This is a genomic window from Streptomyces sp. NPDC097107, assembly GCF_044762405.1.
In the GTDB taxonomy this organism is placed as follows: Bacteria; Actinomycetota; Actinomycetes; order Streptomycetales; family Streptomycetaceae; genus Streptomyces; species Streptomyces thinghirensis.
In genome coordinates this window covers 39834-65851 of record NZ_JBIWEF010000007.1, presented here as the reverse complement: position 1 = coordinate 65851, position 26018 = coordinate 39834, and the positions used below count along the sequence as shown (strand labels likewise).

General features: G+C 72.7%; 24 protein-coding genes. 13 read left to right on the top strand and 11 right to left on the bottom strand.

The window, feature by feature from the left end:
- Positions 1-61 precede the first annotated feature (61 nt).
- From ACIQ1J_RS18050 to ACIQ1J_RS18030, 5 genes are all read left to right on the top strand, one after another.
- A complete protein-coding gene (locus ACIQ1J_RS18050) occupies positions 62-967 on the top strand; it encodes a glycosyltransferase family 2 protein (protein ID WP_403557718.1) in 906 nt (301 codons plus the stop codon).
- Positions 964-1965, top strand: a complete 1002-nt coding sequence (locus tag ACIQ1J_RS18045; protein WP_403557716.1) for a glycosyltransferase family 2 protein — start codon at positions 964-966, stop codon at positions 1963-1965. The genes ACIQ1J_RS18050 and ACIQ1J_RS18045 overlap by 4 nt, the downstream gene beginning before the upstream one ends.
- Complete coding sequence (locus ACIQ1J_RS18040; protein ID WP_403557714.1) at positions 1958-2776, top strand: polysaccharide deacetylase family protein; 819 nt, start codon at positions 1958-1960, stop codon at positions 2774-2776. The genes ACIQ1J_RS18045 and ACIQ1J_RS18040 overlap by 8 nt, the downstream gene beginning before the upstream one ends.
- 115 nt (positions 2777-2891) lie before the next feature.
- Entirely contained in the window at positions 2892-3986 is a 1095-nt protein-coding gene (locus ACIQ1J_RS18035; protein ID WP_210961815.1) for a DUF5925 domain-containing protein, read from the top strand.
- A 29-nt stretch (positions 3987-4015) separates the two neighbouring features.
- Complete coding sequence (locus tag ACIQ1J_RS18030) at positions 4016-4768, top strand: DUF72 domain-containing protein (RefSeq protein WP_403557711.1); 753 nt, start codon at positions 4016-4018, stop codon at positions 4766-4768.
- A 250-nt stretch (positions 4769-5018) separates the two neighbouring features.
- On the opposite strand, the gene ACIQ1J_RS18025 is transcribed toward ACIQ1J_RS18030, so the two are convergent.
- Complete coding sequence (locus tag ACIQ1J_RS18025) at positions 5019-5387, bottom strand: GntR family transcriptional regulator (protein WP_403557709.1); 369 nt, start codon at positions 5385-5387, stop codon at positions 5019-5021.
- A 71-nt stretch (positions 5388-5458) separates the two neighbouring features.
- Between ACIQ1J_RS18025 and ACIQ1J_RS18020 the strand changes: the two genes are divergently transcribed.
- Positions 5459-6388, top strand: a complete 930-nt coding sequence (locus ACIQ1J_RS18020; RefSeq protein ID WP_403557707.1) for a GNAT family N-acetyltransferase — start codon at positions 5459-5461, stop codon at positions 6386-6388.
- Entirely contained in the window at positions 6369-6869 is a 501-nt protein-coding gene (locus ACIQ1J_RS18015; RefSeq protein ID WP_403557705.1) for a DUF402 domain-containing protein, read from the top strand. Before ACIQ1J_RS18020 ends, ACIQ1J_RS18015 begins: the two co-directional genes overlap by 20 nt.
- Positions 6870-6878: 9 nt before the next feature.
- Here ACIQ1J_RS18015 and ACIQ1J_RS18010 read toward each other — a convergent pair whose 3' ends face one another.
- Positions 6879-7496 carry a class I SAM-dependent methyltransferase gene (locus tag ACIQ1J_RS18010; RefSeq protein ID WP_403557703.1) on the bottom strand — a complete coding sequence of 206 codons (618 nt, stop codon included), beginning with the start codon at positions 7494-7496 and terminating at the stop codon, positions 6879-6881.
- Positions 7497-7648: 152 nt separating this feature from the next.
- Between ACIQ1J_RS18010 and ACIQ1J_RS18005 the strand changes: the two genes are divergently transcribed.
- Positions 7649-7783, top strand: coding sequence for a hypothetical protein (locus tag ACIQ1J_RS18005; protein WP_282107485.1), 135 nt, complete (start codon positions 7649-7651; stop codon positions 7781-7783).
- Positions 7784-7809: 26 nt separating this feature from the next.
- Here the strand turns inward: ACIQ1J_RS18005 and ACIQ1J_RS18000 are convergent, their stop codons facing one another.
- On the bottom strand, positions 7810-8322 hold the full coding sequence (locus ACIQ1J_RS18000; RefSeq protein WP_403557700.1) for a GNAT family N-acetyltransferase: 513 nt from the start codon (positions 8320-8322) through the stop codon (positions 7810-7812).
- A 177-nt stretch (positions 8323-8499) separates the two neighbouring features.
- Between ACIQ1J_RS18000 and ACIQ1J_RS17995 the strand changes: the two genes are divergently transcribed.
- Together ACIQ1J_RS17995 and ACIQ1J_RS17990 are read left to right on the top strand one after the other, a co-directional pair.
- Positions 8500-9573 carry a lytic polysaccharide monooxygenase gene (locus ACIQ1J_RS17995; RefSeq protein WP_403557698.1) on the top strand — a complete coding sequence of 358 codons (1074 nt, stop codon included), beginning with the start codon at positions 8500-8502 and terminating at the stop codon, positions 9571-9573.
- Positions 9574-9682: 109 nt separating this feature from the next.
- Complete coding sequence (locus ACIQ1J_RS17990) at positions 9683-10018, top strand: cupin domain-containing protein (RefSeq protein ID WP_403558219.1); 336 nt, start codon at positions 9683-9685, stop codon at positions 10016-10018.
- 12 nt (positions 10019-10030) lie between these two features.
- Here ACIQ1J_RS17990 and ACIQ1J_RS17985 read toward each other — a convergent pair whose 3' ends face one another.
- Complete coding sequence (locus ACIQ1J_RS17985) at positions 10031-10999, bottom strand: DNA polymerase thumb domain-containing protein (RefSeq protein WP_210961822.1); 969 nt, start codon at positions 10997-10999, stop codon at positions 10031-10033.
- Complete coding sequence (locus tag ACIQ1J_RS17980; protein ID WP_403557695.1) at positions 10996-14544, bottom strand: DNA polymerase III subunit alpha; 3549 nt, start codon at positions 14542-14544, stop codon at positions 10996-10998. Before ACIQ1J_RS17980 ends, ACIQ1J_RS17985 begins: the two co-directional genes overlap by 4 nt.
- Before the next feature lie 155 nt (positions 14545-14699).
- Here ACIQ1J_RS17980 and ACIQ1J_RS17975 point away from each other — a divergent pair, with 155 nt between their 5' ends.
- Positions 14700-15758 carry a DUF3533 domain-containing protein gene (locus ACIQ1J_RS17975; protein WP_403557693.1) on the top strand — a complete coding sequence of 353 codons (1059 nt, stop codon included), beginning with the start codon at positions 14700-14702 and terminating at the stop codon, positions 15756-15758.
- A 94-nt stretch (positions 15759-15852) separates the two neighbouring features.
- Here the strand turns inward: ACIQ1J_RS17975 and ACIQ1J_RS17970 are convergent, their stop codons facing one another.
- The 4 genes from ACIQ1J_RS17970 to ACIQ1J_RS17955 all read right to left on the bottom strand — a co-directional run bounded on the left by ACIQ1J_RS17970 (position 15853) and on the right by ACIQ1J_RS17955 (position 20521).
- A complete protein-coding gene (locus ACIQ1J_RS17970; RefSeq protein ID WP_403557691.1) occupies positions 15853-16935 on the bottom strand; it encodes a S1 family peptidase in 1083 nt (360 codons plus the stop codon).
- A 429-nt stretch (positions 16936-17364) separates the two neighbouring features.
- Entirely contained in the window at positions 17365-18270 is a 906-nt protein-coding gene (locus ACIQ1J_RS17965; RefSeq protein WP_403557689.1) for a S1 family peptidase, read from the bottom strand.
- Positions 18271-18519: 249 nt separating this feature from the next.
- Positions 18520-19305 carry a DUF1684 domain-containing protein gene (locus ACIQ1J_RS17960; protein WP_403557687.1) on the bottom strand — a complete coding sequence of 262 codons (786 nt, stop codon included), beginning with the start codon at positions 19303-19305 and terminating at the stop codon, positions 18520-18522.
- A gap of 28 nt (positions 19306-19333) precedes the next feature.
- Complete coding sequence (locus ACIQ1J_RS17955) at positions 19334-20521, bottom strand: DUF5685 family protein (protein WP_403557685.1); 1188 nt, start codon at positions 20519-20521, stop codon at positions 19334-19336.
- A 289-nt stretch (positions 20522-20810) separates the two neighbouring features.
- On the opposite strand from ACIQ1J_RS17955, the gene ACIQ1J_RS17950 reads away from it, so the two are divergent.
- Complete coding sequence (locus tag ACIQ1J_RS17950; RefSeq protein ID WP_121746110.1) at positions 20811-21248, top strand: cell division protein SepF; 438 nt, start codon at positions 20811-20813, stop codon at positions 21246-21248.
- A 60-nt stretch (positions 21249-21308) separates the two neighbouring features.
- Here the strand turns inward: ACIQ1J_RS17950 and ACIQ1J_RS17945 are convergent, their stop codons facing one another.
- Both ACIQ1J_RS17945 and ACIQ1J_RS17940 read right to left on the bottom strand, forming a co-directional pair.
- Positions 21309-22502 (bottom strand): acyl-CoA dehydrogenase family protein, encoded by a 1194-nt coding sequence (locus ACIQ1J_RS17945; RefSeq protein WP_403557683.1) that lies wholly within the window; start codon positions 22500-22502, stop codon positions 21309-21311.
- A 230-nt stretch (positions 22503-22732) separates the two neighbouring features.
- Positions 22733-24331, bottom strand: a complete 1599-nt coding sequence (locus ACIQ1J_RS17940; protein WP_403557681.1) for an MFS transporter — start codon at positions 24329-24331, stop codon at positions 22733-22735.
- 260 nt (positions 24332-24591) lie between these two features.
- On the opposite strand from ACIQ1J_RS17940, the gene ACIQ1J_RS17935 reads away from it, so the two are divergent.
- On the top strand, positions 24592-25830 hold the full coding sequence (locus ACIQ1J_RS17935; RefSeq protein ID WP_403557679.1) for a mannosyltransferase family protein: 1239 nt from the start codon (positions 24592-24594) through the stop codon (positions 25828-25830).
- Positions 25831-26018: the final 188 nt, after the last annotated feature.

The window sequence follows — 26018 nt, the reverse complement described above, 5'->3', positions numbered from 1 at the left end:
CGGATACAGAGCCGGACCGCCCCTGGGGCGGGCGGTCCGCCGGACGAGAGGGAACAGACTCATGAGCTCAGTCCTGCAGCCGGCGTCGACGGGCAACGATCCGTCGTCCGGTCAGACATCCGATCCGTCACCGGCCGAGAAGTACCGGCCCGTCTCCTCGCACCTGGCGATTGCTCCGCCGGTGAGCGTGGTGATACCCGCCATGAACGAGGCGGAGAACCTCCCCTACGTCTTCAAGACACTGCCCGACTGGGTCCACGAGGTCGTCGTCGTGGACGGCAACTCCACCGACAACACCGTCGAGGTCGCCCGGGAGCTGTGGCCGGACGTCAAGGTCGTCGAGCAGCGCGGCAAGGGCAAGGGGGACGCGCTGATCACCGGCTTCAAGGCGTGCACCGGCGACATCATCGTGATGGTCGACGCCGACGGTTCGGCCGACGGCCAGGAGATCGTGTCCTACGTGTCCGCGCTCGTCTCCGGCGCCGACTTCGCCAAGGGCTCCCGCTTCGCCAACGGCGGCGGCACCGACGACATGACTTTCATCCGCAAGCTCGGCAACCGCGCGCTGTGCGCGGTGGTCAACCGGAAGTTCGGCGCCCGCTACACCGACCTCTGCTACGGCTACAACGCCTTCTGGCGGCACTGCCTGGACAAGATCGACCTCGACTGCACCGGCTTCGAGGTCGAGACCCTGATGAACATCCGGGTCGTCAAGGCCGGCCTGAAGGTTCAGGAGATACCCAGCCACGAGTACCTGCGCATCCACGGCGTCAGCAACCTGCGTGCCGTGCGGGACGGGCTGCGGGTGCTCAGAGTCATCCTCGACGAGCGCTCCAACCGGCGCGCGCTGCGCAGCCGTACGCACGCGCCGACGCTCGCCTCGGTCGGCTCCGCCACCCCCGCCACCCCCGTCACCCCGGTCGTCCCGGTCGTCCCGGTCGTCCCGGTCCGAAGGAAGGCGTCTTGAGCGGTACCGGCGCTCCCCTCACGATCTCCGTCGTGATCTGCGTCTACACCGAGGACCGCTGGGAGGACATCCTCGCGGCGGTCTCCTCGGTGCGGGTGCAGTCCCACCCGGCCCGGGAGACGCTGCTGGTCGTCGACCACAACGAAGCGCTCCGGAACCGGCTGCTGAAGGAGTACAAGGAGACACGGGACGTGCGGGTGCTCGCCAACGCGGGCCCCCGCGGCCTGTCCGCCGGACGCAACACCGGCATCGCCGCCTCACGCGGGGAGGTGATCGCCTTCCTCGACGACGACGCCGTGGCCGAGCGCGACTGGCTGGGGCACTTCGCCGAGGGGTACGCCGACCCGGCGGTCGTCGCCGTCGGCGGGCGCACGGTGCCGATCTGGGCGTCGGGGCGCCGTCCCGGATGGTTTCCGGAGGAGTTCGACTGGGTGGTGGGCTGCACGTACCGGGGCCTGCCGCCCGGCCGGGTCCGGGTGCGCAACGTGCTGGGCGGCAACGCCTCCTTCCGGCGCGAGGCGTTCGACGCGGCGGGCGGCTTCGCCACCGGCATCGGACGCGACGGCGACAAGCGTCCGCTGGGCTGCGAGGAGACGGAGCTGTGCATCCGGCTCACCCGCGCCCGGCCCGACGCGGTGCTGCTGATCGACGACCGGGCGGTGGTCCACCACCGGGTGCCCGAGGTGCGCGAGCACTTCGGCTACTTCCGCACCCGCACCTACGCCGAGGGCCTGTCCAAGGCCCTGGTGGCGCGCAGCGTCGGCGCCGGCAAGGGGCTGGAGTCCGAACGCCGGTACGCCACCCGGGTCCTGCCGGCCGGTGTGGTGCGCGGGCTGCGCGACGCCGTGCTGGCCCGGCCGGGCGGCGCGGGACGGGCGGGCGCGATCGTCGCCGGGGTGCTCACGGCGGCGGGCGGCTACGTGGTGGGGAGCGTACGGGCACGGCGCGGCGGGGCGACGTTCTCCGTGGCGCCGGTCGAGGGGGGCGCGCATGGCTGAGGAGCGCGAGGAGTACGACGCGCGCGTGCCGATCCTCATGTACCACGCGGTCGCGGCCGACCCGGACGACGCGACCCGCGTCCTGTCGGTGACCCCGGAGGCGTTCGCCGGGCAGATGGCGGCGATCGCCGACCGGGGCATCACCCCGATCGGCACCGCGGAGCTGGCCGCCGCGTGGCGCTCCGGCCGGCCGCTGCCGAAACGGCCCGTCCTCATCACCTTCGACGACGGCTACGAGGGGGTGCACCGGCACGCCCTGCCCGCCCTCGCCGAGCACGGCTTCCCGGCCACTGCCTTCGTCACGACCGGCTGGCTGCGCGGCCCGTACGACACCGGGGGCGCCCCGGACACCATGCTCGACTGGGAGCAGGTCCGCGAACTGGCCGCCGGCGGCGTGGAGATCGGCGGGCACAGCCACACCCACCCACAGCTCGACCAACTCGGCGAGCAGCGGTTGCGGTACGAGCTGATCCACTGCAAGGAGATCGTCGCCGACCAACTGGGCTCCGTACCGGCCTCGTTCGCCTACCCCTACGGGTACTCCGACCGCCGGGTGCGGCGGGCGGTGCGCGAGACGGGGTACGCGCAGGCGCTCGCCGTCGGCAACGGCCTGGCGCGCCGCGCCCAGGGGCCGTACGCCCTGCGCCGGGTCACCGTACGCAGGAGCACGGGGCCCGACGAGTTCGCCCGGTTGGTCGAGGGCCGCGCGATCGCCCGTACCTTCGCCCGGGACCGGGCCCTCACCAAGGGGTACGCCGTTCTCCGCAGGACACGGCGGGTGCGGGGGCGGGTGTCGGGGGCCGGTGCCTGAACCACCGGCCCGCCCTACCGTCGGCCGCCCAGTCCCCGCCCGCCGTGTGCCGTCCTTGCCGCGTGTGCCAGGGAAACCGGGTGCACGCGGCGGCCGTGTGCCGGATCATGGCGGCATGTCCGTGAACCCGCACGAGGCCCTGCCGATCCGGCTCAACGTCGACGACAGCGACTCCCCGTCCGATGTCGTCGACGCGCTGTTCCTCGGCCGTTTCGCCACCGGCGAGCAGCCGTACTCGCACGCGGCGAACATCGACCGCGTACGGTCCGGTGCGACGCTGCTGCCACCCGGCGCGCGCGTGCTGCGGATCGCCCGCGACGACGACCGCAGCGCGACGCTGGCGGAGGGCGACGGCTGGACGCTGCTGATCTCGCGCTGGAACCGGGGCGCCGACGTCACGGTGACGGCGACCAGCGCCGACCTGGCCGAGAAGGTGCTCGGCGACGCGACGGACGGCGCGGCGGACGAGCCCGAGCCACAGCCGGAGAACGTGGCGATGGGCTTCTGGTACGTCTCCCCGCGGCGCGGCCCGCACCGCACCACCCGGCAGATCTCCGCGGGCACCTGGGACGAGGTCCGGGTCAACTACACGGCTCCGGTCGCGGACGCCATGGACGGCCTGATGAAGACGACCCCCGAGGACATCGCGGGCCGGCTGCTGCTCCTGCACGGGCCGCCCGGCACCGGCAAGACGTCGGCGCTGCGCACGCTCGCCCGGTCCTGGCGGGACTGGTGCCAGGTGGACTGCGTCCTCGACCCCGAGCGCCTCTTCTCCGACGTGGGCTACCTGATGGACATCGCCATCGGCGAGGAGGACTCGGCGGGCAAGGGCCGCTGGCGGCTGCTGTTGCTGGAGGACTGCGACGAACTGATCCGGGGCGAGGCCAAGCACACGGCGGGCCAGGCGCTGTCCCGCCTGCTGAACCTCACGGACGGGCTGCTCGGCCAGGGCCGCAACGTCCTGGTCGGCGTCACCACCAACGAGGACCTGGAACGCCTCCACCCCGCCGTCGTCCGCCCCGGCCGCTGCCTGGCCCGCATCGAGATCGGCCCGCTGACCCGCCGGGAGGCGGTGGACTGGCTCGGCACCGAGGAGGGGGTGAGCCGCCAGGGCGCGACGCTGGCCGAGCTGTACGCGCTCCGCCGGGGCACCTCGCCGGCCTCGCTCCCGGAGCCGCGGGACGGCACGGAGGCCGGACTGTACCTGTAGCGGGGGCGGTCGGGTGTTTTGATGGGGGTATGACCCTGTTCGTCGGCACGTCGGGCTGGCAGTACCGGGACTGGCGGGACGTCCTGTACCCGCCCGGCCTGCCCGTCCGGCTGTGGCTGGAGCGGTACGCGGCCGGCTTCGCGACGGTCGAGATCAACAACGCGTTCTACCGGCTGCCGTCGCGGGAGACCTTCAAGGCGTGGCGGGGCCGGGTGCCGGCGGACTTCGTGGCCGCGGTGAAGGCGAGCCGCTACCTCACCCACATCAAGCGGCTGCGGGACCCCGAGGAGCCGGTCGACCGCCTGATGACCCACGCGGCCGGTCTGGGCGACCGCCTCGGCCCGGTCCTGCTGCAACTCCCGCCGACCCTGCGCGGCGACGCGGCCCTCCTGGATGCCTGCCTCGCCTGCTTCCCGCCCGGCATCCGGGTCGCGGTGGAACCCCGGCACGAGTCCTGGTGGACACCCGGGGTGCGGGACGTACTCACGGCGCGGGGCGCCGCACTGTGCTGGGCCGACGTCCGGGCCCGCCCGGTCGCCCCGCTGTGGCGCACCACCGACTGGGGCTACGTCCGCTTCCACCAGGGGCGAGCCGCACCCTGGCCGCACTACGGCCGCCGGTCCCTGGCGACATGGGTCGACCGCATCGCGAACACCTGGCCGGACGACCACGACGTCTACGCGTACTTCAACAACGACCCGAACGCGGCAGCGGTGAGCGACGCGCAGACTTTCGCCAGACTGGCCCGTACTTCTGGACTCACGGTCACTCGAACCCCCTAGGCCCTGTCGTCAGACTCCCGTCGTCCGCCCGGAGGGCGGGCCTCGCGGCGTCAGGTGCGTGCTCTCGGCGCGCGGCACCCTGACCCTCGTACTGGATGTACTTGGGTCAGGGCCCCGTGCGGCGAGAGTGCGTGATGGCGTCGCGAGGCAGACGGGAGTCTGACGACAGGGCCTAGAGCGCGGGGAACTGCGCGACGAGCCACGACGCGACGCACCCGCGGACAAGAACAGGCCCCCGCCAGAACGGCGCTCACCCCCCGTAGGCCACCCGCAGGGCATCCCGCACCGCGGCCTCCGCATCCCCCTCCGCGATACCGAGCCGCCGCGCCCGCGACGCATACTCCTGCGCGGCGGACGCCACCTCCCGCTCCGCCGCCGAGCCCGCGGCAGCGACGAACGTCCCGTTGCGCCCCCGCGTCTCGATCACCCCGTCCCCCTCCAACGCCCGGTACGCCTTGGCGACCGTGTTCGCGGCGAGCCCCAGGGACTCCGCCAGCCCGCGCACGGTCGGCAGCCGGTACCCGACCGGCAGCGCCCCCGACCGCGCCTGTTCGGAGATCTGCGCGCGCACCTGCTCGTAGGGCGGGGCACCGTCGTCGATGTGGATCTTCAGAGTCACGCGGCGATTGTCCCGCATCCCCGGGAAAATGAGAGGCACCCGACCGCCCGTCCGCCGTAGCGTGCGCTCACATGACCGTTCTCGTGCGCGACCTGCGTCCCGACGATCCGGCCGACGCCGCGGCCTTCGCCCGTGTCCGCCATGTCGCCCTGCCGTTCATCCTGTGGACGCCCGAGGCCGTCGTCCACCATCTCCTGCACACCCACCCGGACGCCCGGAGCCGGTCCCTCGTCGCGGAGGAGAACGGGGAGATGATCGGCACGGCCCAGGTCGGGCTGGTGCACGACAGCCCGGAACCCGGTCAGGCGTACCTCAACATCTACGTCCACCCGGACCGGCTCCGGCGCGGTGCCGGCGGGCTGCTGGTGCGCACGGCCGAGGAGTACCTCGCCACCGAGGGGGCGACGAAGCTGTTCGCCTGGGTGCTGGACGAGCCCGCCAACCTGGCTTTCGCCGAGCGGCACGGCTACGAACGTCGGCGCTCCGCCCACTTCCTCCGCTTCGACCTGGCTAACGGCACGCTCCCGCCCCTGCCGTCCCCTTCCCCGGGCGTCGAACTGCGCACCGCCGCCGTCTTCGCCGACGATCCCCGCCCGGTGTTCGAGCTGGACGCGGAGACGCTGGCGGACGAACCGAGCGACGTCGACATCGAGTTCACGGACTACGAGGCCTGGCTCGCGGAGACCTGGCGGCACCCGCTCCTGAACCGTGAACTGACCACGGTCGCGGTCGTCGACGGCCGCCCCGTCGCCTTCAGCGTCGCCTACACCGACGGTGGCACCCGCTATGCGACCGCGATGACCGGCACGGTCCGCGCCCACCGCGGCCGGGGTCTCGCCAAGCTCGCCAAGACCGACGCCCTGCACCGGGCCCGCGCCGCCGGCTACACGGAGGCGCTCACCGGAAACGACACCGACAACGCTCCGATGCTCGCCATCAACAAGTGGCTCGGGTACGAGGTCTGCGGAACGGAGGTGCGCCATGTCCGCGAACTCGGCTGACTCGCCGACCGGGGTGGACGTCGTCCTGGTCAAGGCGGGCCGTACGAAGATCCGGTACGCGGGCGAGTTGCTGCACGACGACGGCACCCGCCTGGCGGTCCGCGCCCCCTGGGCCGGTGCCGGCATCCGCGACTTCGGCTTCGTGCGCTTCGAGGCGGGTGACGTCTTCACCGAGTACTACTGGCGCGACCGGTGGTACTCGGTGAAAGAGGTCCGGACGGCGGCCGGCCTGCTCAAGGGCTGGTACTGCGACATCACCCGCCCCGCCGTACTGACCGGCACGGAGCTGGTCGTGGAGGACCTCGACCTGGACCTCTGGCGCTCCGCGGACGGCACGGACGTACTGCGGCTGGACGAGGACGAGTTCGCCGAGAGCGGCCTGGCGGAGCGGGACCCCGCGGCCGCGGCCGCCGCCGTGGCCGCACTGGACGAACTGGAGCGGCTGGCCCGCGGGAGCGGATTCACGAACCTGCTGGACTAGGGCCTGTCCTCACTCCGGTATCACGACCACCGCGTACCGCTCGTCCGCCACCTCCCTCCCCCACAGCGACGGGTCGTCCGACAGCCGTTCCACGCGCGTCTCGCCGGCGAGCGGGGCGAGGAGGGAGGCGAGCCGGTCGGCAGCCATGCCGACCGGGGCGACGCTCCCCCACACGCCCTCGACCAGGACCAGGCGCCCTCCGGGACGGAGCAACTCCCGCCAGTGCCGCAGCGCCCGGCCGGGGTCGGGCAACGTCCACAGCACGTGCCGGACCAGCACGGCGTCGAAGCGCTGTCCACCCACCGGCGGTGCCGCCGCGTCACCGGTGATGAACACCGCGTCACGGCCGGCGAGTTTGGCCCTCGCCCGCGCCACCATGGCCGGGGACAGGTCGACGCCGGTGACGCGGTGTCCCTGTTCGGCCGCGAGGAGCGACAGGGTGCCGGTGCCGCAGCCCAGGTCGAGGACGTCGCCGGGCCGCGCGGGCAACCAGGACGCCAGCCGGACCGCCCACGCCCGGCGCGCGCCCGCGTCGCGCAGACCGTGGTCCGGTTCGTCGTCGAAGGTGGCGGCCTCCGCGTCCCAGTCGATACTCGACGCGGTCGTCTCGTCACTGCGGTTCGCCATGCCGCCAAGAGTGACACCCGCCACTGACAACGGATCCGGGACACCGGATCGTGACAACCGCCACTGACAGGCGTGCATCGATGAGTAAGTCTCGGGGAAAGGGTCTACCTCCGTGAGAACGCGGAACCCGGTGGATCCGTAAGGAGGCAGCCATGCGCCGTCTGACCGTGCAGAAGCCCCTGAAGAAGACCGACGCCCGCCGAGTCCGTGAGGAGCCCGACGAGCGCCCCTCGGGACGCCCGGAGGTCCGCAAGGACATCGCGCGCACGTGGTGGCCGGACAACTGACCGGGCCGGTCACGTCATGAGACGCGTCACAGCAGCCGCTTACGGTAGTGGACGCGGTCGTAGGGCCCGTCCACTCGGCGTTCCACGACCTCGTACCCGTACTTCGGGTAGATCTCCTGGTTCTCCCACATCAACGCGTTCGTGTAGAGCCTGACCTCGGGCAGGCCCAGCGCACGCGCGTGTGCCTCCACGAACCGCAGCAGCCGCCGCCCCACGCCCCTGCCGTGCGCGTCGGGGTGGACGGCGACGCTGTCGAGGAAGAGGTGGTCGGGGAACGCCTCCAGGACCACCAGGCCCACTGGACCCACTGGGCCCGCGTGGCCCGCGTGGCCCGCGTGGCCCGCGTGGCCCGCTGCGGGCTCGCCCGCGGCTTCCGCGACGAACACCTTCCCCGCGGCCACGTTCGCCGCGTGATCGGCCTCCATCGGCTGCGGCACCACTCCGATGCGCTCGACGCAGGGGCGGTAGGCGGCTTCGGTGACCGCCTTCACCGCCGGTAGGTCGGCGGCCGTCGCCGGCCGGATCCGCTCTTCTGCCATGGCTCGAACGGTAGCTACCTCAGCGCAGCCTGAGCACTCCCTTAACGCGACCATAAGGATCTCCATCACCCGTCGCCAGCAGGCGATTCCACGGTTTCTTGGGGCTAGTTTGCTGATCACCCCCACGGGTTCACGGCCCAAGTCCCACGTCCCCAGTGACCGTTCGAGGAGTTCCCCATGCCCGCACCGTCCGCGTCCCGCAAGGTCGCCGCCGTCGCCGTCGCCGGCCTCGCCCCGCTCGCCCTGACCACGCTTGCCGCCGCTCCCGCGGCTGCGCACGGTTCGATGGGCGACCCGGTCAGCAGGGTGTCGCAGTGTCACGCCGAGGGCCCGGAGAGCCCGAAGTCGGACGCGTGCAAGGCGGCGGTCGCGGCGGGCGGAACGCAGGCGCTCTACGACTGGAACGGCATCCGCATCGGCAACGCCGCCGGGAAGCACCAGGAGCTGATCCCGGACGGCAAGCTGTGCAGCGCCAACGCCCCGGCCTTCAAGGGGATGGACCTGGCCCGCGCCGACTGGCCCGCGACCAGTGTGAGCAGCGGCTCGTACACCTTCAAGTACCGCGTGACGGCCCCGCACAAGGGCACCTTCAAGGTGTACATCACCAAGCCCGGTTACGACCCGGCGGGGCCGCTGGGCTGGGGCGACCTGGACCTGTCCGCACCGGTCGCCACGGTCACCGACCCGGCCGCCTCCGGCGGTTTCTACACCTTCTCCGGGGCCCTCCCCGAGCGTTCCGGCAAGCACCTGCTGTACGCGGTGTGGCAGCGTTCGGACAGCCCGGAGGCGTTCTACTCCTGCTCCGACATCTCCTTCGGCGGCGACAACGGCGCCGCCGGGAGCGTCGACTCCGCGGGCGGTGCCGCCCCGGCCCCGGCCGCCTCCGCTCCGTCCGAGGAGCAGATCGCGGCCGCGGCCGACAAGTCGACGATCGAGCACAACGGCCACGGCGACCAGGACGCCGGGACGACGACGGACCCGACGGACCCGACGGACCCGGCCGCCCCGGACGAGACGTCGGACGAGACGTCCGGCGGGGCCCCGGAGGACGCCTCGACGCCGGCCGCCGGTGGCGAGCCCAACCAGGTCAAGGCCGCCGGCGCGGGCACCGAGAACCTCGCCGAGACCGGCGGCGACGGCACCACGCCCTACGTCGCCGTCGGTGGCGCCGCCGCCCTGGCAGTCGGCGCGGCCGTGCTGTTCGCGTCGGTCCGCCGGCGGGCCGCGGCCGGGGGCCGGCACAGCGGCTGACCCAGGACACGGGGGAACGCGGGGCCTGTCCGGCGGCTCAGACCGGACAGGCTCCGCTCGGCGCGCCGTGCGCCTCGCGGGTCGAAGTCCATCGAAGTCAGCCGAAGTCATTCGTTGCGTGTCTACATCTCGTACGCCACCCCCGCGCAGCGGCAGCAAGGAGCTGTGCGCCTGGCGGGGCGAGATCCCGGCGGGCACGAAGGCGCCCGCGCACACCGTCAACCGGGAGGAGATCTTCCACCTGCTCGCCGGCGAACTGCTGATCACCCTGGACGGCCGGACCGAGCGCGTCGCCGCGGGCGACACGGTGATCATCAACCCGGGGGCGACCCTCGCCGTCGAGAACCCCACCGACCGGACCGCGACGTCCTGGGTCACCACGTCCGTCGGCCTGGAGGCGGAACTGGCCGACGGCACCCGGATCACTCCCCCGTGGGCCAACTGACCCACGGGGGCCTCACGCCGCCAGCGACCCCGGCATCACCGCCCTCGGCCCGAACTTCGCCCGCGCGCGGTCCGCGACCTCCTCGATCCGGCGGACCTTCTCGTCCACGGGGTCGAAGGTGAGCTGGTGGCAGGCCTGCTCGGCGGAGGCCAGACCCTCGGCGCGCAGGGCGAGCGAGCGGACCCGGGCACGCTGGAGGCCGAGTGCCTCGTACATGTCGTACGCGGCCCGCGTCAGCGCCGCCGAGTGCGCGGTCGGCTCCTTCAGGGTGCGGCCGCGGGTCGTGGCGGAGCGGTCGGCGTAGCGCACGGTGAGGGTGAGGGAGCGGCACACCTTGTCCACGGCGCGCAGCCGGGCGCCCAGTTCCTCGGTGGCCGAGAGCAGGGCACGGCGGTGCCGGTCGGGGTCCAGTTCGTCGCGGTCGAAGGGGCGGTCGGCGGCCAGTGAGCGGGAGACGCCGTTGGGAACGACCCGGCCGCGGTCGACCCCGTTCGCCTTCTCGTGCAGCTCACGGCCGGTTTTCGCGCCGACCAGGCGCTGGAGTGTGGACAGGGGCGCGGCGGCGACCCGGCCGAGGGTGTCGAGGCCGTACTCGCACAGCGTCCGGGCGGTCGCGGTGCCGACGCCGGGCAGCGCGGCGACGGGCTTCCCGGCGAGGAACTCCGCCACCGCCCCCTCCGGTACCGCGCGGGTCAGCCCGGGCCGGGCGTCCCGCAGCGCCATGCGGGCCGGCATCGGGCTCGGTCCGGCGCCGATCACGCAGTCCACGCCGTACAGCGCGAGGGCGCGGACGCGGATCACCGAGGCCAGTTCCACGGCGTCGCGCCCGAAGTACCGCTCGGCGCCCCGCAGATCGGCCAGCGCCCCGTCCGGCGGCAGCGCCTCGACGACCGGCGTGAACTCCTCCAACAGCCCCAGCAGCCGGGGCAGGGCCGCCTCGTACATCGGCGGCAGCTGGAAACGTACGCAGAGAATGGTCATCCCGCACTCCCCGGACTCTGGTGCCACAACTTCCTTCCCACCGCGGGCCCTTCGCCCGCGGGGCGCAGATCGGCCCATGGATGCATCTCGTACCCCGTGGGCATGCGGATGCGCCGTTGCTCCATCGGGTCCTGGGCCGCGGAACCCGCCGGTGCCGGCTGCCCGTCCGAACCGGCGAGGCGTCTGCGCGTCGGCCCGTCCTCGGGATCGCCGCCCCGGCTTCCGCCCGTACCGGCCAGCCGGGCCGCGACGCCCTCCAGCCCCTCCTCCCGGCGCACCTCCAGCAGGTCGGCGAGGTTCCAGGCGGCGGAGCCCACCACGCTGAGGCTGCGCGGGCCGCGCCGCTGCACCACCCCCCGCACCAGCAACAGCCAGGAGTGGAAGACGGTGTGCGCGCAGGCGTCGTGCGAGTCGTCGAAGAAGGCGAGGTCGACCAGGCCGGTCCCGTCGTCGAGGGTGGAGAAGATGACCCGGCGGCCGGAGCGGATCGGCGGCGTCTGGGTCGCCGCCTTGGCGCCCGCGACCAGCACCGTCTCCCCGTGCCGGGCCTCGCGCAGCCGCTTGGCCGACATGACGCCCAGCTCGTTCAGGAAGGTGCGGTGGTCGTCCATCAGGTTGCGCGAGGCGTCCATGGAGAGCACGCCCAGCTCGGCGCTGAGCTTCTCCGCCGAGGTGAGGTCGGGCAGCCCGGCGGGGGCGGTCCTGCGTCCGCCGGACAGGGGGAGCTGGTCGCCGCGTCCGGCGCGGGCGCCGCGGTGCAGCTCGGTCAGGTGCAGTTGCAGGTCGCGGCGGTTGGCGCCGAACGCGTCCAGCGCGCCGACCTGGGCGAGCCGTCCGGCCAGCGGCCTGCTGGGGCGGGCGCGTTCCCAGAAGTCGAGCAGGGAGGCGTACGGCTGCCCCTCGGCGATCCGCGCCGCCTCGGCCTCGCTGATGCCGTGCACGTCCAGGAGGGCGAGACGGAGGCCCCACACCTTCGCCCGACGCGGGGATTCAGACACCAGTTCGATCCTGTGTGCGGCCCCCGACTTGTTCACGTCCAACGGCAGGATCGGCACCCCGCGCCGCCGCGCGTCCGCCAGCAGCAGCCGCTTGGGATACATGCCGGGGTCGTGCGTGAGCAGACCGGCGTAGAAGGCGGCCGGGTGATGGGCCTTCAGCCACGCCGACTGGTACGTCGGCACGGCGAAGGCGACCGCGTGCGCCTTGCAGAAGCCGTACGAGCCGAAGGCCTCGACGATCTCCCAGGTCCGCTGAATCGTTTCCGCGTCATAACCGTTCGCCGTCGCGTGCTGCGCGAACCACACCTTGATCCGCCCTTGCGACTCCGGGTCGGACAGCCCGCGCCGCACCCGGTCCGCCTCGCCGCGTCCGCAGCCGGTCATGATGTCCACGATGTCGATGACCTGCTCGTGGAAGACGACGACCCCGTACGTGCCTCTCAGGGGCTCCGACAGATCGTCGTGCGGGTAGCGCACCGGTGCCCGCCCGTGCCGGGCCTCGATGAACGGCCGCACCATGTCGGCGGCGACCGGACCGGGCCGGAAGAGCGAGATGTCGACGACGAGATCGTGGAAGGTGGCCGGCTGGAGCCTCCCGACCAGGTCCCGCTGCCCCGGCGACTCGATCTGGAAGCAGCCCAGCGTCTCGGCGGAGCGGATCATCCGGTACGTCGCCGGATCGCCGTCCGGCACCGAGTCCAGGTCGACCTCGGTGCCCGACGCCCGCTTCACCTCGGCGACCGCGTGCGCCATGGCCGACTGCATCCGCACGCCGAGCACGTCCAGCTTGAGCAGCCCGAGGTCCTCGACGTCGTCCTTGTCGAACTGCGCCATGGGGAAGCCCTCGCCGCTGGTCGGCATGACCGGCGTACGGGAGAGCAGGGAGGCGTCCGAGAGGAGCACTCCGCAGGGGTGCATGGCGACGCCGCGCGGGAGGGCGTCGAGGCCCTCCACCAGCTCCCAGAGCCTGCCGTACCGCCCCCCTCCTTCCCGCCGGGATTCCCCCGCCAGTTCCTTGAGTTCGGGCAGCTCCTCCAGGGCCGCGCGGGCGTCGCGGGCGCGGATGTGCGGGAAGGACTTGGCGACGCGGTCGATCTCGGCCGGGTCCATGGACAGCGCGGCGCCGACGTCGCGGATGGCGTGGCGCACCCGGTACGTCTCCGGCATGGCGACCGTGGCCACCCGCTCGGTGCCGAACCTGCCGATGATCGCCCGGTAGACCTCCAGGCGGCGGGCGGACTCCACGTCGATGTCGATGTCGGGCAGGACCACCCGCTCCCTGGACAGGAAGCGTTCCATCAGCAGCCCGTGCTCGACCGGGTCGGCGTGCGCGATGCCGAGGAGGTGGTTGACGAGCGAGCCCGCGCCGGAGCCGCGCGCCGCGACCCGGATGCCCATCTCCCGCACGTCGTCCACGACCTGGGCGACGGTGAGGAAGTACGAGGCGAAGCCGTGGTGGGCGATGATGTCCAGCTCGTGGTGCATCCGCTCCCAGTAGTGCCGCGCGCCGGAGGAACGGTCGTAGCCGCGCCGCACCATGCCCGCCGCCGCCCGGGAGGCGAGCGCGCGCTGGGCGGTGCGGCGGCCGGCGCCCACGAGGTGCGGTTCGGGGAAGTGGACGGCGCCCATGCCGAGGTCGTCCTCCGGGTCGACCAGGCACTCGGCGGCCGTCGCCCGCGTCTGCTCCAGCAGGCGGTGGGCCACCTCGCGCCGGAAGCCCGCGGACTCGACGATCCGCTCGGCGGCGTGCCGCATGGCATCCGCGTCCTTGAGCCAGGCCTCGCCGGAGTCCAGTTCCTTGGTGGCGTCGATCGGGACCAGGCGGCGGGCGGCGTCCAGCACGTCGGCGACCGGGCCCTGGCCGGGGTCCGCGTAACGGACGGCGTTGGCGAGCACCGGCCGGATGCCCTGCTCGGCGGCGAAGCCGACGGTGCGGGCGGCCAGGCGCAGGGAGCCGGGGCCGGTCCCTTCACGGCCGTGCCAGACGGCCTCCAGCCGCAGGGCGTCGCCGTAGACCTCCCGCCAGGGGGCCAGGAGCCGCGCCGCGCGGTCGGGACGGCCGGCGGCGAGGGCGCGGCCGACGTCGGAGTCGGGGCCGAGCAGGACGGTCAGGCCGTCGGCGCGGTTGTCGGCCCAGGAGAGCAGGGGCGTGTCCGGCGCGGTGTGGGCGGCGGACACCAGCCGGCACAGGTCGGCCCAGCCGCGTCCGCCGTCCCGGGCGAGGAAGGTCACCCGCGGGGCCGACTCGTCGACGAAGGCGCCTCCACGCACGGGGACGCGGCGCCGGTCCCGGCGTACGGAGGTCTCCGTGCGGTCCGCTTCGGGCTCGGGGGCGGCCACCGCCAGCTCGGCGCCGAACAGCGGACGGATGCCCGCCTTCGCGCAGGCCTTGGCGAAGCGGACCGTGCCCGCGAGGGTGTCGCGGTCGGTGAGGGCGAGGGCGTCCATGCCCCGCTCGGCGGCGCGCTCGGCCAGCCGCTCCGGGTGGGAGGCTCCGTAGCGGGCGGAGAACCCGGAGACGGTGTGCAGATGCGTGAAACCCGGCACACGCACCTCCCGATCTCATGAACCCGACGCGCTTATCGAACGCCTGTTCCCAACTACCTCACCCCCACCATAGACCAATTTTCGAATGTGTGTGCGACATCCGTTCGGCCCCGTCCCACCTGCGCAAACGCCCGTCGCCCCGGACCGTGGGGGACATGTCGCACACCCCGGTCACCGACCGTCGCAGCGGCTCCTTCCTCAGTGAGGTGAAGGACGCCGTCACCCCGCGGGCCACCCTGCTCGTGCTCGGCGTGATCGCGCTCCAGCTGCTGTTCATCGCCTCCTACGTGGGGGCGCTGCACGACCCGAAGCCGAAGGACGTGCCCTTCGGGGTGGTCGCGCCCACGGCGGCCGCCGAGCAGACGGTGGGCAGGCTGGAGCGGCTGCCCGGGTCGCCGCTGGATCCGCGCACGGTGGCCGACGCGGCGAGCGCCCGGAAGCAGATCATGAACCGGGAGATCGACGGCGCCCTGGTCGTCGACCCCTCCGGCCGCACCGACACCCTGCTGGTCGCCTCCGGCGGCGGAACCGTCCTCGCCACCACCCTGGAGGGCCTGGCCGCCAAGGTGGAGAAGGCCGAGGGCCGCACGGTGCGGACCGTCGACGTGGCGCCGGCCTCGCCCCAGGACTTCGACGGGCTGTCGTCCTTCTACCTGGTGGTGGGCTGGTGCGTGGGCGGCTATCTGTGCGCCTCGATCCTGGCGATCAGCACCGGCGCCCGGCCCGCCAACCCGCGTCGCGCGGCGATCCGGCTGATCGTGATGGCCCTGGTGTCGATCGCCGGCGGACTCGGCGGCGCGGTGATCATCGGGCCGATCCTGGGCGCGCTGCCCGGCAGCGTGGTGGACCTGTGGGGGCTCGGCGCGCTGATCACCTTCGCGGTGGGCGCCGCCACGCTCGCCCTCCAGGGCGTCTTCGGGATCGTCGGCATCGGGCTGGCGATCCTGCTGGTGGTGATCGCGGGCAACCCGAGCGCGGGCGGCGCCTTCCCGCTGCCGATGCTGCCGCCGTTCTGGAAGGAGATCGGCCCGTGGCTGCCACCGGGCGCGGGCACCTGGGCGGCCCGCTCGATCGCCTACTTCAAGGGCAACGACACGACCGTCTCCCTGCTGGTGCTGTGGGCGTGGGCGGTCGCGGGGACGGTGATCACGATCCTGGCGGCCGGACTGCGCCGCATGCGGCAGGAGGCGGAGCTGCCGACGCAGGCAGGCTGACCCGCGGGGCCGGCCGGACCGCCGTACGCACGCGAGCACGCGGAAGTCCCGCCCCTCGCGCGGGACGGGACTTCAGCTTGCGATGTGGGTGCGCTCAGCCGATCTGCGTACCGGTGGCCGACAGGGCCTCCGTCACCGGCTGGAAGAAGGTCTCGCCGCCCGAGGTGCAGTCGCCGCTGCCGCCGGAGGTGAGGCCGACGGCCTTGTCACCCGAGAAGAGCGAGCCGCCGCTGTCACCGGGCTCCGCGCAGACGTCGGTCTGGATCAGGCCGTTGACGATGTCGCCGCCGCCGTAGTTCACGGTGGCGTCCAGGCCGGTGACCGTGCCGGAGTGCACCTGGGTGGTGGAGCCGCTGCGGGTCACCTCCATGCCGACGGTGGCGTCGGCCGCGCCCGAGATGGCCTGCGAGGAGCCGTTGTAGAGGTTGACCTCGCTCGGGTGGTCCACCTGGCCGGTGTACTTGACCAGGCCGTAGTCGTTGTCCGGGAAGCTGGACGTCACGTTGTCGCCGAGCTGGGTGCCGGAGGAGTCCTGCCAGCTGGTGATGGACTCGGTGCAGTGACCGGCGGTCAGGAAGTGCGGCTCCCCGCCCTTGGTCACGTTGAAGCCGAGCGAGCAGCGGCCGCTGCCGTCGGTGATGGCGTCGCCGCCCGCGATGAAGGGCTTGTACTCGCCCTTGGTCCGCTTGAGCTCGGCCTTGGCACCGAGCCCGTCGACCACCTTGGTCAGCCTGGCCCACTCGGCCTTGGAGACCGTGCGGTCGGCGGTGACGACGACCTTGTTGGTGGTCGGGTCGGTCGCCCAGGAGGTGCCCGGGATGGTGGCGTCCTCGGTGAGGGTGGTGCGGGCGCTCTTCAGCTCGGCGAGCGAGTTCTCGACGACTCTCGCCTCGGCGCCGGCCTCCTCGACGGTCTGCGCGGCGGCTTCGTCGAGCACGTTGACGACGAGGCTCTTCGCCTGCGCGTCGTAGTACGTACCCGCCGCGTCGGTGCCGAGGTCGCCGAGCAGCGTGGAGGCGAGCTTTCCGGCCGCCGTGACCGACAGGGTCTCGGGGGCGGAGGCCTGCGGGGCCTCGCTGGCGTTCGCACTCTGGAAGGTGACTCCCGCGGCGATCAGTGCGGTGATACCCGCACCTACGACTGCGGCGCGCCGCCTGGGTATGCGTCGGTGCTTCAACTCACGTCCTCCTGTGGGGGGTCGGCCCGGGAGATTGTGGGGACCTCACGGGCCGGAAGGCTGGTTGACGAGCGCTCACTCTTCCAACCCCCACAGGGGGCACACAAGGTCGACTTCAGGACGTGCGCACGACAACTTCAGCGCGCACACACGCCCTTCACCATTCATGTCCCTTCCAGCAGGATTCGCGCGGCCAACACTCCAGCAAACGCTACGAGCGAGTAACCGGGAACCGGGCGACAAGGTCTGGCCATGTCTTGAATTCGCCCCTTGCGTCGCGGCCTCCGAGTGTGCGTCTACACGCGGTGGCGGCGCCGGCCCCCGCAAAGGGGGAGGACGAAAGGGGGACAAAGGGGAGCCCCCGCACACCGGTCGGTGTGCGGGGGCTCGTCGTGCTGCCGGCTGCGCTTCGGTGTACGGACCGACGGACTAGTAGACGCTGACGCCGTAGGCGCTCAGGGCCTCCGTGACCGGCTGGAAGAACGTCGTACCGCCGGTGCGGCAGTTGCCGCTGCCGCCGGAGGTGAGACCGTACGCGGTGCCGTTGCTGCCGTAGAGCGAGCCGCCGGAGTCGCCGGGCTCGGCGCAGACGTTGGTCTGGATCAGCCCGCCGACGACGTCGCCGCCGCCGTAGTTGACGGTGGCGTTCAGGGCGGTGACCCGGCCGCTGTGGGTGCCGGTGGTGGAACCGTCACGGATGACGGTGGTGCCCACGCTCGGGGTGGCCGCACGGGTGATGTCCACGCCGTTCGCGGTGCCGGGCCGGCTGACGGAGCCGGAGTACCGCACGATGCCGTAGTCGTTGCCCGGGAAGCTGGAGCCGGCCGTCGAGCCGATGACCGAGGTGCGCCCGGAGTTCGAGTACCAGGTGCCCGCGCCGTCGGTGCAGTGACCGGCGGTCAGGAAGTACTCGGTGCCGTTGCTGCTGCGGACGTTGAAGCCGAGGGAGCAGCGCCAGCTGCTCGCGTAGATGGCGTCGCCGCCCTGGATGAGCTTGTTGAACGTGCCGGGGGTGCGCTTGATCGTGAGCGCGCCGGCCTTGTCGCCGGCCTGCTCCTTGATCTTCGCGATCTCGGCCTGGGAGACCGTGCTGTCGATCGTGACAAGCACCCGGCCGGTCTTGCCGTCGACGGCCCAGGCGGTGCCCGGGACGTCGGCCTGAAGCACCGCGCCGCTGGCGCTGTTGAGCTCGGCGGCGCTGAAGGTGGCCGGAGTGGGTGCGGCGTTCGCGCTGGGGATCGCGAGAGCGGCCGCGGCCACGAGGCCGGAGGATACGGCGATCAGCCGGGTCCGTCTCGTGATGCCGCTGCGGGGGGTGGTGCGCTTGATCCTCACTTTTCGTTCCTCCACAAAGGAAGTCGGGGGCCCTCTTGTGGGGTGGGGGCCCGTGAGGCGCAGTCAGGGATGGACGCCCGGGTTCCGGGTGCGTCGTGCCCCTGACAAGCGCTGAGGTTGGAGTATTCGGCCGAACGACCGGTCGGCGCAAGAGTGCCTTTCGGCCGTCAATCTTTGAACGACCTTTGTGCGGCCTTTGTACGGCCTCCGGGAGGCCCTCCAACGACCTTCACCAACCCCCGGCGGAGCTCAGCGCAGTTCGCGCTCCCCCGCCTCGATGCGGACGTCCAGGGTGTTCCCCGGCGGCGGGAAGGGGCAGACGAAGTGGTCGGCGAAGGCGCACGGCGGCAGCAGCGCGCGGTTGAGGTCGACGACCGTACGGCCCTCGGCGTCCGGCGCGGCCGGGCGCAGGAACCGGAAGCGGTAACTGGTGCTCCCGCTGGTGGCGTCGGCGAAGACGGCCCACAGCGAGCCGTCCGCCTCCACGCTCACCTGGAGCGTCAGGTGCCGCCCCTCCAGAGTGAAGGCCAGCTCACCGCCGAGACCGAGTCCGCGCTCCCGCCCGTCCGCGTTCGGCACCCGCACACTGCGCAGCCCCGTGTCGTACGGCGTGAAGCGCCCCGGCACCGACCAGCGCGGGTCGTAGGGCGTGGCCGCGATGCCCCGGAACGCCCGGCGCGCCTCGGCGGCCGGGTCGAAGTCGCGCACACCCCAGGCGCCCTCGCGCAGGAGGACGACGATCCGGCGCTCGCCGCAGGCCACCCGGGCCGCGCTCGCCGGCCCCGGGTCCGCCGTGAGCCGTACCTCGCCGTCGAGGGGCCGCCCGTCCACGGTGAGCCCGTCCGCCCCGGTGGCCGTCAGCAGTACCGCGTCGCCGTCCGCCGCCCAGTTCCCGGGGATGTCCGGAAGTTGCCCGTCCGGATAGTCCGCCGGCCAGTACGTGCCGGTCAGCGCGAGGGGCCCGTAGGGCGCCGACACCGCCGCGATGCGCTGCTCGTGCCACCGCTTCCACTCGTCGGATGCGTCCGTCGTCATGGAGACAACCCTCGCACAACGGACCGCCTCAGCAGTTGCAGCCGCAGTCGCAGCCGTCGCATCCGCACCCGTCGTCACCGCAGCACTCGCAGCAACTGCAGCAGTCACCGCACCCGCCGCAGTCACAGTTGGTGCACGAGCCCTCCTTGGGCTCCCCGGTCCAGGGGTCGTGGTATGTGCCGCAGCACAGCTGGCACGTACAGGCCAGCCCCAGCCACACGGCGCACCCTGCGAGCAGCCCGCGCCGGTCGCGGCGGGGCGGCTCCGGAGGCGTCGGCCCGCCCGGGGCTCCCGGGGCTCCCGGGGTGCCGGGCGGGGCGTACGGGTGGCTGCCGTGGGCGCAGGAGACGGTGCCGAAGGCGCGGTCGACGGAGTTGCCCAGCTCGTGCACGAGCAGCCGGTGCACCAGCCGGCCGTCACCGAACTCGGCCTCGCGCAGTGCGAACCGCACCCCGCGCACGGCGTCGTCCGCCAGCCGCCGGGCCTCCGTGAGCGGGGTCCCCGTGGCGGTGAGCGGGTTCCAGGCGCCCGACGCGGCGTCAGCTTCCCTGTCCTGAACGGCGTCGAGGAGATGGGCGAGCCGGCCGAAGAGACGTCCGGCCTCGGCGAGCGGCTCCGCGTTGTGCGGCCGCCCGGCGAGGTACGCGGTGTGCGCGAACGCGGCCGCGGTCGCGGTCTCGGTCGGCTCGGTGACGGTGAGCAGGGGCGTGCCGGGCCCGGCGAGCGCCTCGATGCCGCCCTGCCGGTCAACGGCGTCGACCAGTACGCCGGTGTCGAACCCGACGGCACTGCCGCCGCGCGCTCCGGCCGCGTCCCAGCCCGTGGCGACCCGGCGGGCGGCGAGGGCCACCGGCCGGCGGGCCAGCAGCCCGTCCCCGTCGGCGACGTGGTCACGCACCTTGGCCGAGGCCAGCACCAGGGAGACGGCCGCCGCGAGCCGGGCGCCCTCACCGTGCGCGACGGAGGCGGTACGCATCCCGCGCAGCGGACACGGCCCGGCCTTGCGCCGCCCGGAACCTCCGGCGGCCCCGGCCGCACCGTGGGCCTGAGCCTCCGTCAAAACCGATATGAGCAGCCCGTCATAGTTCGTCACGATCCGCGCGAATTGTCCGTGGTCCTTGCGCAGTGCGAGGCACAACCCGCACAAATGCGCCATCCACTGGCTCGTGAGGCTTTCTCCGAGCCGGTGCCTGCATGGCCTGACGATTCCGAACATGACATTCCCCCGTGGTGCGTACGACGTTGAGCTGCGGCATCGTATCGATCGCCGCGTTCACCCGTACGCGCCCTCCCTCACCCATGTGCCGGGAAGAATCATATTTCACTCACAGTCAGCATCCGTTTGGGAAAGGACCCTTGGGACACAAGGACTCTCGACGGATTCGCTGTGCACCAGTACCGTCACAAACCCCCCGGGCGGCGTCTATCCACTTGGCGCGACGTCCGCATCATGGATGACCATAGGGATGCGGAAGCACGAAAGACCGCTGTGAGAGGAGGCGTCCATGGGATCGGTACGCAAGGCGAGTGCGTGGCTCGGCCTCGTCGACGACAACGATGACGAGCGCTACTACGACGACGACTACACCGAGGGCTCCGACTCCGGGGACGCCTGGGTCACGGACCCGCGGGTGAAGGTGGCCTCCGACGTGGCGGAGGAGAAGGGCCGCCGCATCGCGACCGTCACCCCGGACAGCTTCCGGGACGCACGGTCCATCGGCGAGCTGTTCCGGGACGGGGTCCCGGTCATCATGAACCTGACGGCCATGGAGGCCACCGACGCCAAGCGCGTGGTCGACTTCGCGGCCGGACTGATCTTCGGTCTGCGCGGTTCGATCGAGCGGGTGTCCACCCGGGTGTTCCTGCTGAGCCCGGCCGACACCCAGGTCATCAGCGGCGAGCCGGCCGCGCACCGTTCCGACGGTTTCTTCAACCAGAGCTGAGGCGGGGCCGCACACCACGGCCCCGCCCCCGCCGGACCCCCACGCGCTCCTGCCGACCGGCTACCGGAAGGCGTCGAGTCCGGTGAGCGCCTTGCCCAGCACCAGCTGGTGCATCTCCACGGTGCCCTCGTAGGTGAGCACCGATTCCAGGTTCGTCGCGTGCCGCATCACGGGGTACTCGAGGGAGATCCCGTTGGCGCCGAGGATCGTGCGGGCCGTACGGCAGATGTCGATGGCCTCGCGTACGTTGTTGAGCTTGCCGAAGCTGACCTGCTCGGGACGCAGGCGGCCGGCGTCCATGCGCCGCCCGAGGTGGTGGGCGAGCAGAATCCCCTTGTGCAGTTCGACCGCCATGTCGGCGAGCTTGGCCTGGGTGAGCTGGAAGCCACCGATGGGCCGCCCGAACTGCACCCGCGACTTCGCGTACTCCACGGCCGCCTCGAAGGAGCTGCGGGCCGCGCCCATCGCGCCCCAGACGATGCCGTAGCGGGCGTGGGAGAGGCAGCTGAGCGGTCCGCGCAGGCCGGTCACCTCCGGCAGCACGGCGTCGGCGGGCAGCCGCACGTCGTCGAGGACCAGCTCGCTGGTGACGCTGGCCCGCAGCGACCACTTGTGCTTGATCTCGGGCGCGGAGAAGCCGGGGCTGTCGGTCGGCACGACGAAGCCGCGGATCCCGTCCTCGGTCTGCGCCCAGACGACGGCGACACCGGCCACCGACCCGTTGGTGATCCACATCTTGCGCCCGTTGAGGACCCAGTCCCCACCGCCCTCGCGCTTGGCGTGGGTCCGCATGTTGGCGGGGTCGGAGCCGTGGTCGGGCTCGGTCAGCCCGAAGCAGCCGATGACCTCGCCGGCGGCCATGCGCGGCAGCCAGGTCTGCTTCTGCTCCTCGCTGCCGAAGCGATGGATGGCGTACATGGCGAGGGAGCCCTGCACGGAGACGAGCGACCGGATGCCGGAGTCGGCCGCCTCCAGCTCCAGGCAGGCGAGCCCGTACTGCACGGCACTCGCGCCGGCGCAGCCGTAGCCGTCGAGGGACATGCCGAGGGCGCCGATGGAACCGAGTTCGCGGGCGAGGTCCCGGATGCCGGGCAGCTCGCCGTTCTCGTACCACTCCGCGATGTGCGGCAGTACGCGGTCCGTGGCCCAGGTGCGAACGGTGTCCCGGATCGCCAGGTCCTCCGGTGCGAGGAGGTCGTCGACGCCGAGGGGGTCGGCGGGGTCGAACGCGGGCAGCTTGGGGGACGAGGCCATGGGACACCCTCCGGAACGATAAAACTAGCAGTGCTAGTTACGGCTCGGAGCCGACGTTACGCGGCAGTGTGGCGCACGTCCACCCTGCTCTCCCACCCACCGGCGACTGCGCTCGCGCCCCACCGCCCGCCGCGAGCCGCCGGCGGCTGCGCGCCCCCACGGGCGGCGTCCACCCCGCTCCCGACGCCTCCTGCGGTGAACAGGTGGTGCGTGGGTGGGAGACCAATCGTTCACACCGAGACGCGGGACTCCACCGCGTCCCGAGGCGCGGGCACGGCCACCGCCTCACACTGCATGACCCGTGGCAACCGCAACGCCATCACCGCCCCCAGCAACAACAACCCCGCACTCACCACCAACGTCACATGCAGCCCGTGCACGAACGCGTCCCCCGCAGCCCGTCGCAGCGCGACCCCCGCGGGCCCGCCAAGCCGCGCGGCCACCTCGTACGCCTCCCCCAGCGAATGCCCCGCCGCCACCGACGCCGTCCCCGGCACCCCGGGCACACCCCCCGCCAGCCCGGGCGCGTACGCCGCGTTCATCACGCTGCCCAGCAGCGCGATCCCGATCCCGGCGCCCAGCTGGTACGACGTCTCCCCGATCGCCGCCGCCCCGCCGGCCTGCTCCTGCGGCGCCTCGCTCAGCATCGACTCGTACGCCCCGAAGAGCGTCGTCTCCAGCCCGAAGCCGAGCAGCACGAACCCCGAGAGCATCAGCGCGCAGTTGTCGGCCCGCCCCAGCGCCGTCAGCAGCACCACCGCGAAGGCGGTCAGGCAGAACCCGGCACACACCATCCGGCGCGGCCCGAACCGCCGCAGCATCCGCGCGCCCGCCAGCCCCGCCGCCATCGCCGCGAAGGTCAGCGGCAGCAGCCGCAGCCCGGTCTCCAGTGGCGACAGCCCGAGCACCAGCTGCAGGTACTGGGCCGCGATCAGTTCCAGGCCCACCAGCGCCAGCATCGCCAGCACGATGCACCCCACCGCCGTGCTGAACGCCGGCCGCCGGAACATCTCCAGGTCCACCAGCGGGTGCGTGCGCCGCCGCTGCCGTCGTACGAAGGCGACCAGCAGGGCCGCGCCCACCACCAGCGGCAGCACGGTGAGCACGCTCGCCACCGGCTCCCCGCCGCCCAGCCGCTTCACGCCCAGGACGACGCCGAACAGGCCGCCCGCCGCCATCAGCGCGCCGACGACGTCCCAGGGCCCGCGGCCGTCGCCCTTCGACTCGGGCAGCAGCAGCCGCCCCACCGGGAGGCTGACCAGCATCAGCGGGATGTTGACGAGGAAGACCGAGCCCCACCAGAAGTGCTCCAGCAGGAAGCCGCCGAGCAGCGGGCCGGCCGCCGCGCCGACCGCGGCCACGGCGCTCCAGACGCCGATGGCCATCGCCCGTTCCCGCCGGTCGGGAAAGACCTGGCGCAGGATCGACAGCGTCGCCGGCATGATCATCGCGCCGCCGACGCCGAGCAGCGCGCGGGCCACGATCAGCAGCTGGGCGCTGTCGGCGAGGGCTGCCAGCGCGGAGGCGACGCCGAAGAGCGCGTAGCCGAGCAGGAGGACCCGTCTGCGGCCCACCCGGTCACCCAGCGTGCCGAACAGGATCAGCAGCGAGGCGCAGACGAGCGGGTAGATGTCGACGATCCAGAGCAGTTCGATCGCGCCCGGCCGCAGGTCCTCGGTGACGGCGGGGACCGCCACGTGCAGCACGGTCGCGTCGACGGCGACGAGCAGCAGGCTGACGCAGAGGACGACCAGGACCACCCAGCGGTTGGCACCGGCCCCGGCCGCCCGACGGCGCAGCGCGGCGGCAGCCGTGGTCGTCCCGGACATGTGCGTACCTCCAAGATGTTCCCTCGCGTCCGGCGGGCCGCGCGGGGTGGGGACTCCCCTGCGGCTCGGCCGGAGAGGAGCGGGGTCTCCGGGCCGTGCTACGGAACGCGAGTGACTCGCCAGAGTACGCGAGAGAGCGCACCACACATGTGGCGGGCCTCACACATCCCGCGTGACCTGCGTGGCATCCACCACCGCGTTCCACCGACCCGCCCGCCCCGGCCCGCGGGGCCCCACCGCGCCCGCAGATAATCGAGCCCGTGACCGATCTCGCGACGCGCACGGCGGGCCGCGCCGGTGCTCTGCGCCGGGCCGCCCCGGCGCTCCTCGGCTACGCGGCCGTACGCACCCTGGGCCTCCTCGCCCTGGCCCTGTGGAGCGCCGCGCACGACAAGAGCGCGTACACGCTGCTGACGGCCCGCTGGGACTCCCTCTGGTACACCGGGGTCGCCGACCAGGGCTACGGCTACGAGGTGCGCCTGCCGAACGGCGACGTGCACTCCAACCTGGCCTTCTTCCCGCTGCTGCCCTGGCTGGAGCGGCTCGGCGCGGCGATCTCGCCCCTGTCGTACGCGGATGCGGGCTTCGTCGTGAGTCTGCTCGCCTCGCTCGCCGCGGCCTGGGGGATCTTCGCGGTGGCCGACCGTGTGTACGGCCGGAATGAAGAAGGCGCGAAGCGCGGCCTTGGAAGGGTGGTGGCGGGAGACGGGCGGGCCGGGACGTGCGCGGTGCTGCTGTGGGCCGTGCTGCCGGTAGGAATCGTGCAGTCCATGGCGTACAGCGAGTCCCTGTTCACGGCGCTGGCCGCCTGGTCGCTGTACGCGGTGCTGACCGGGCGCTGGGTGACGGCGGGGGCGCTGGCCGCGCTGGCCGGGCTGACCCGTCCGGTCGGACTCGCGGTGGCGGCGGCGGTGTGGGCGGCCGCGGTCGTGGCATTCGCGCGAAGCCGGAGCGCCGACGCCCCGGACGGCGCCCACGGCCCGGCGCGCGCCCCCGGTGACGGCGCGCGGCGTGTGCTCGGCATGTTCCTCGCGCCCCTGGGCGCCGCCGGGTACGTGCTCTGGGTCGGGCACCGCACCGGTAAGGGCCCGCTCGGCTACCTCGACGTCCAGGCCGGCTGGCGCAACGGCTTCGACGGGGGCGTGGCCTTCGCCCGTTTCGTCGCCGGGAGGTTCACGGGGTTCCCGTCGGCCCTGGCGGGGGTCGGGCTGGTCGTCGGGGTCGCACTGCTGGTCTGGCTGTACGTCGCGTGCGTACGGCAGCGCCAGCCGCTCGCGCTGCTGGTGTACGCGGGGACCGTCACCGTCCTCGCCCTGTGCGCGTCGAGCTACTTCGGCTCGAAGCCCCGGCTGCTGATGCCCGCCTTCCCGCTGCTGCTGCCCCTCGCCGCCGCTCTCGCCCGGCTGCGAACCTCCAGGTCGGCGCTGATCGTGAGCGGTGCGGCGGTGGCTTCGGCGGCGTACGGGGCGTTCTGGCTGAACGGCTCCGGCCCGCCCTGACCGGCCCGGGGGCGCCCGATGGCCGCCGGGAGAATTCCGTACCAGCATTCGGTTAACGAATTCATAAGCACGATAAAACCGCCGACCGGGCCGATCAAAGGAAATGAAGTCCACGGCCGCCCTGGATTGCGGATTCCTCGAAAATAAGCCACTGCCTGAGAGGAATCCCACATCACATCGTCATCACA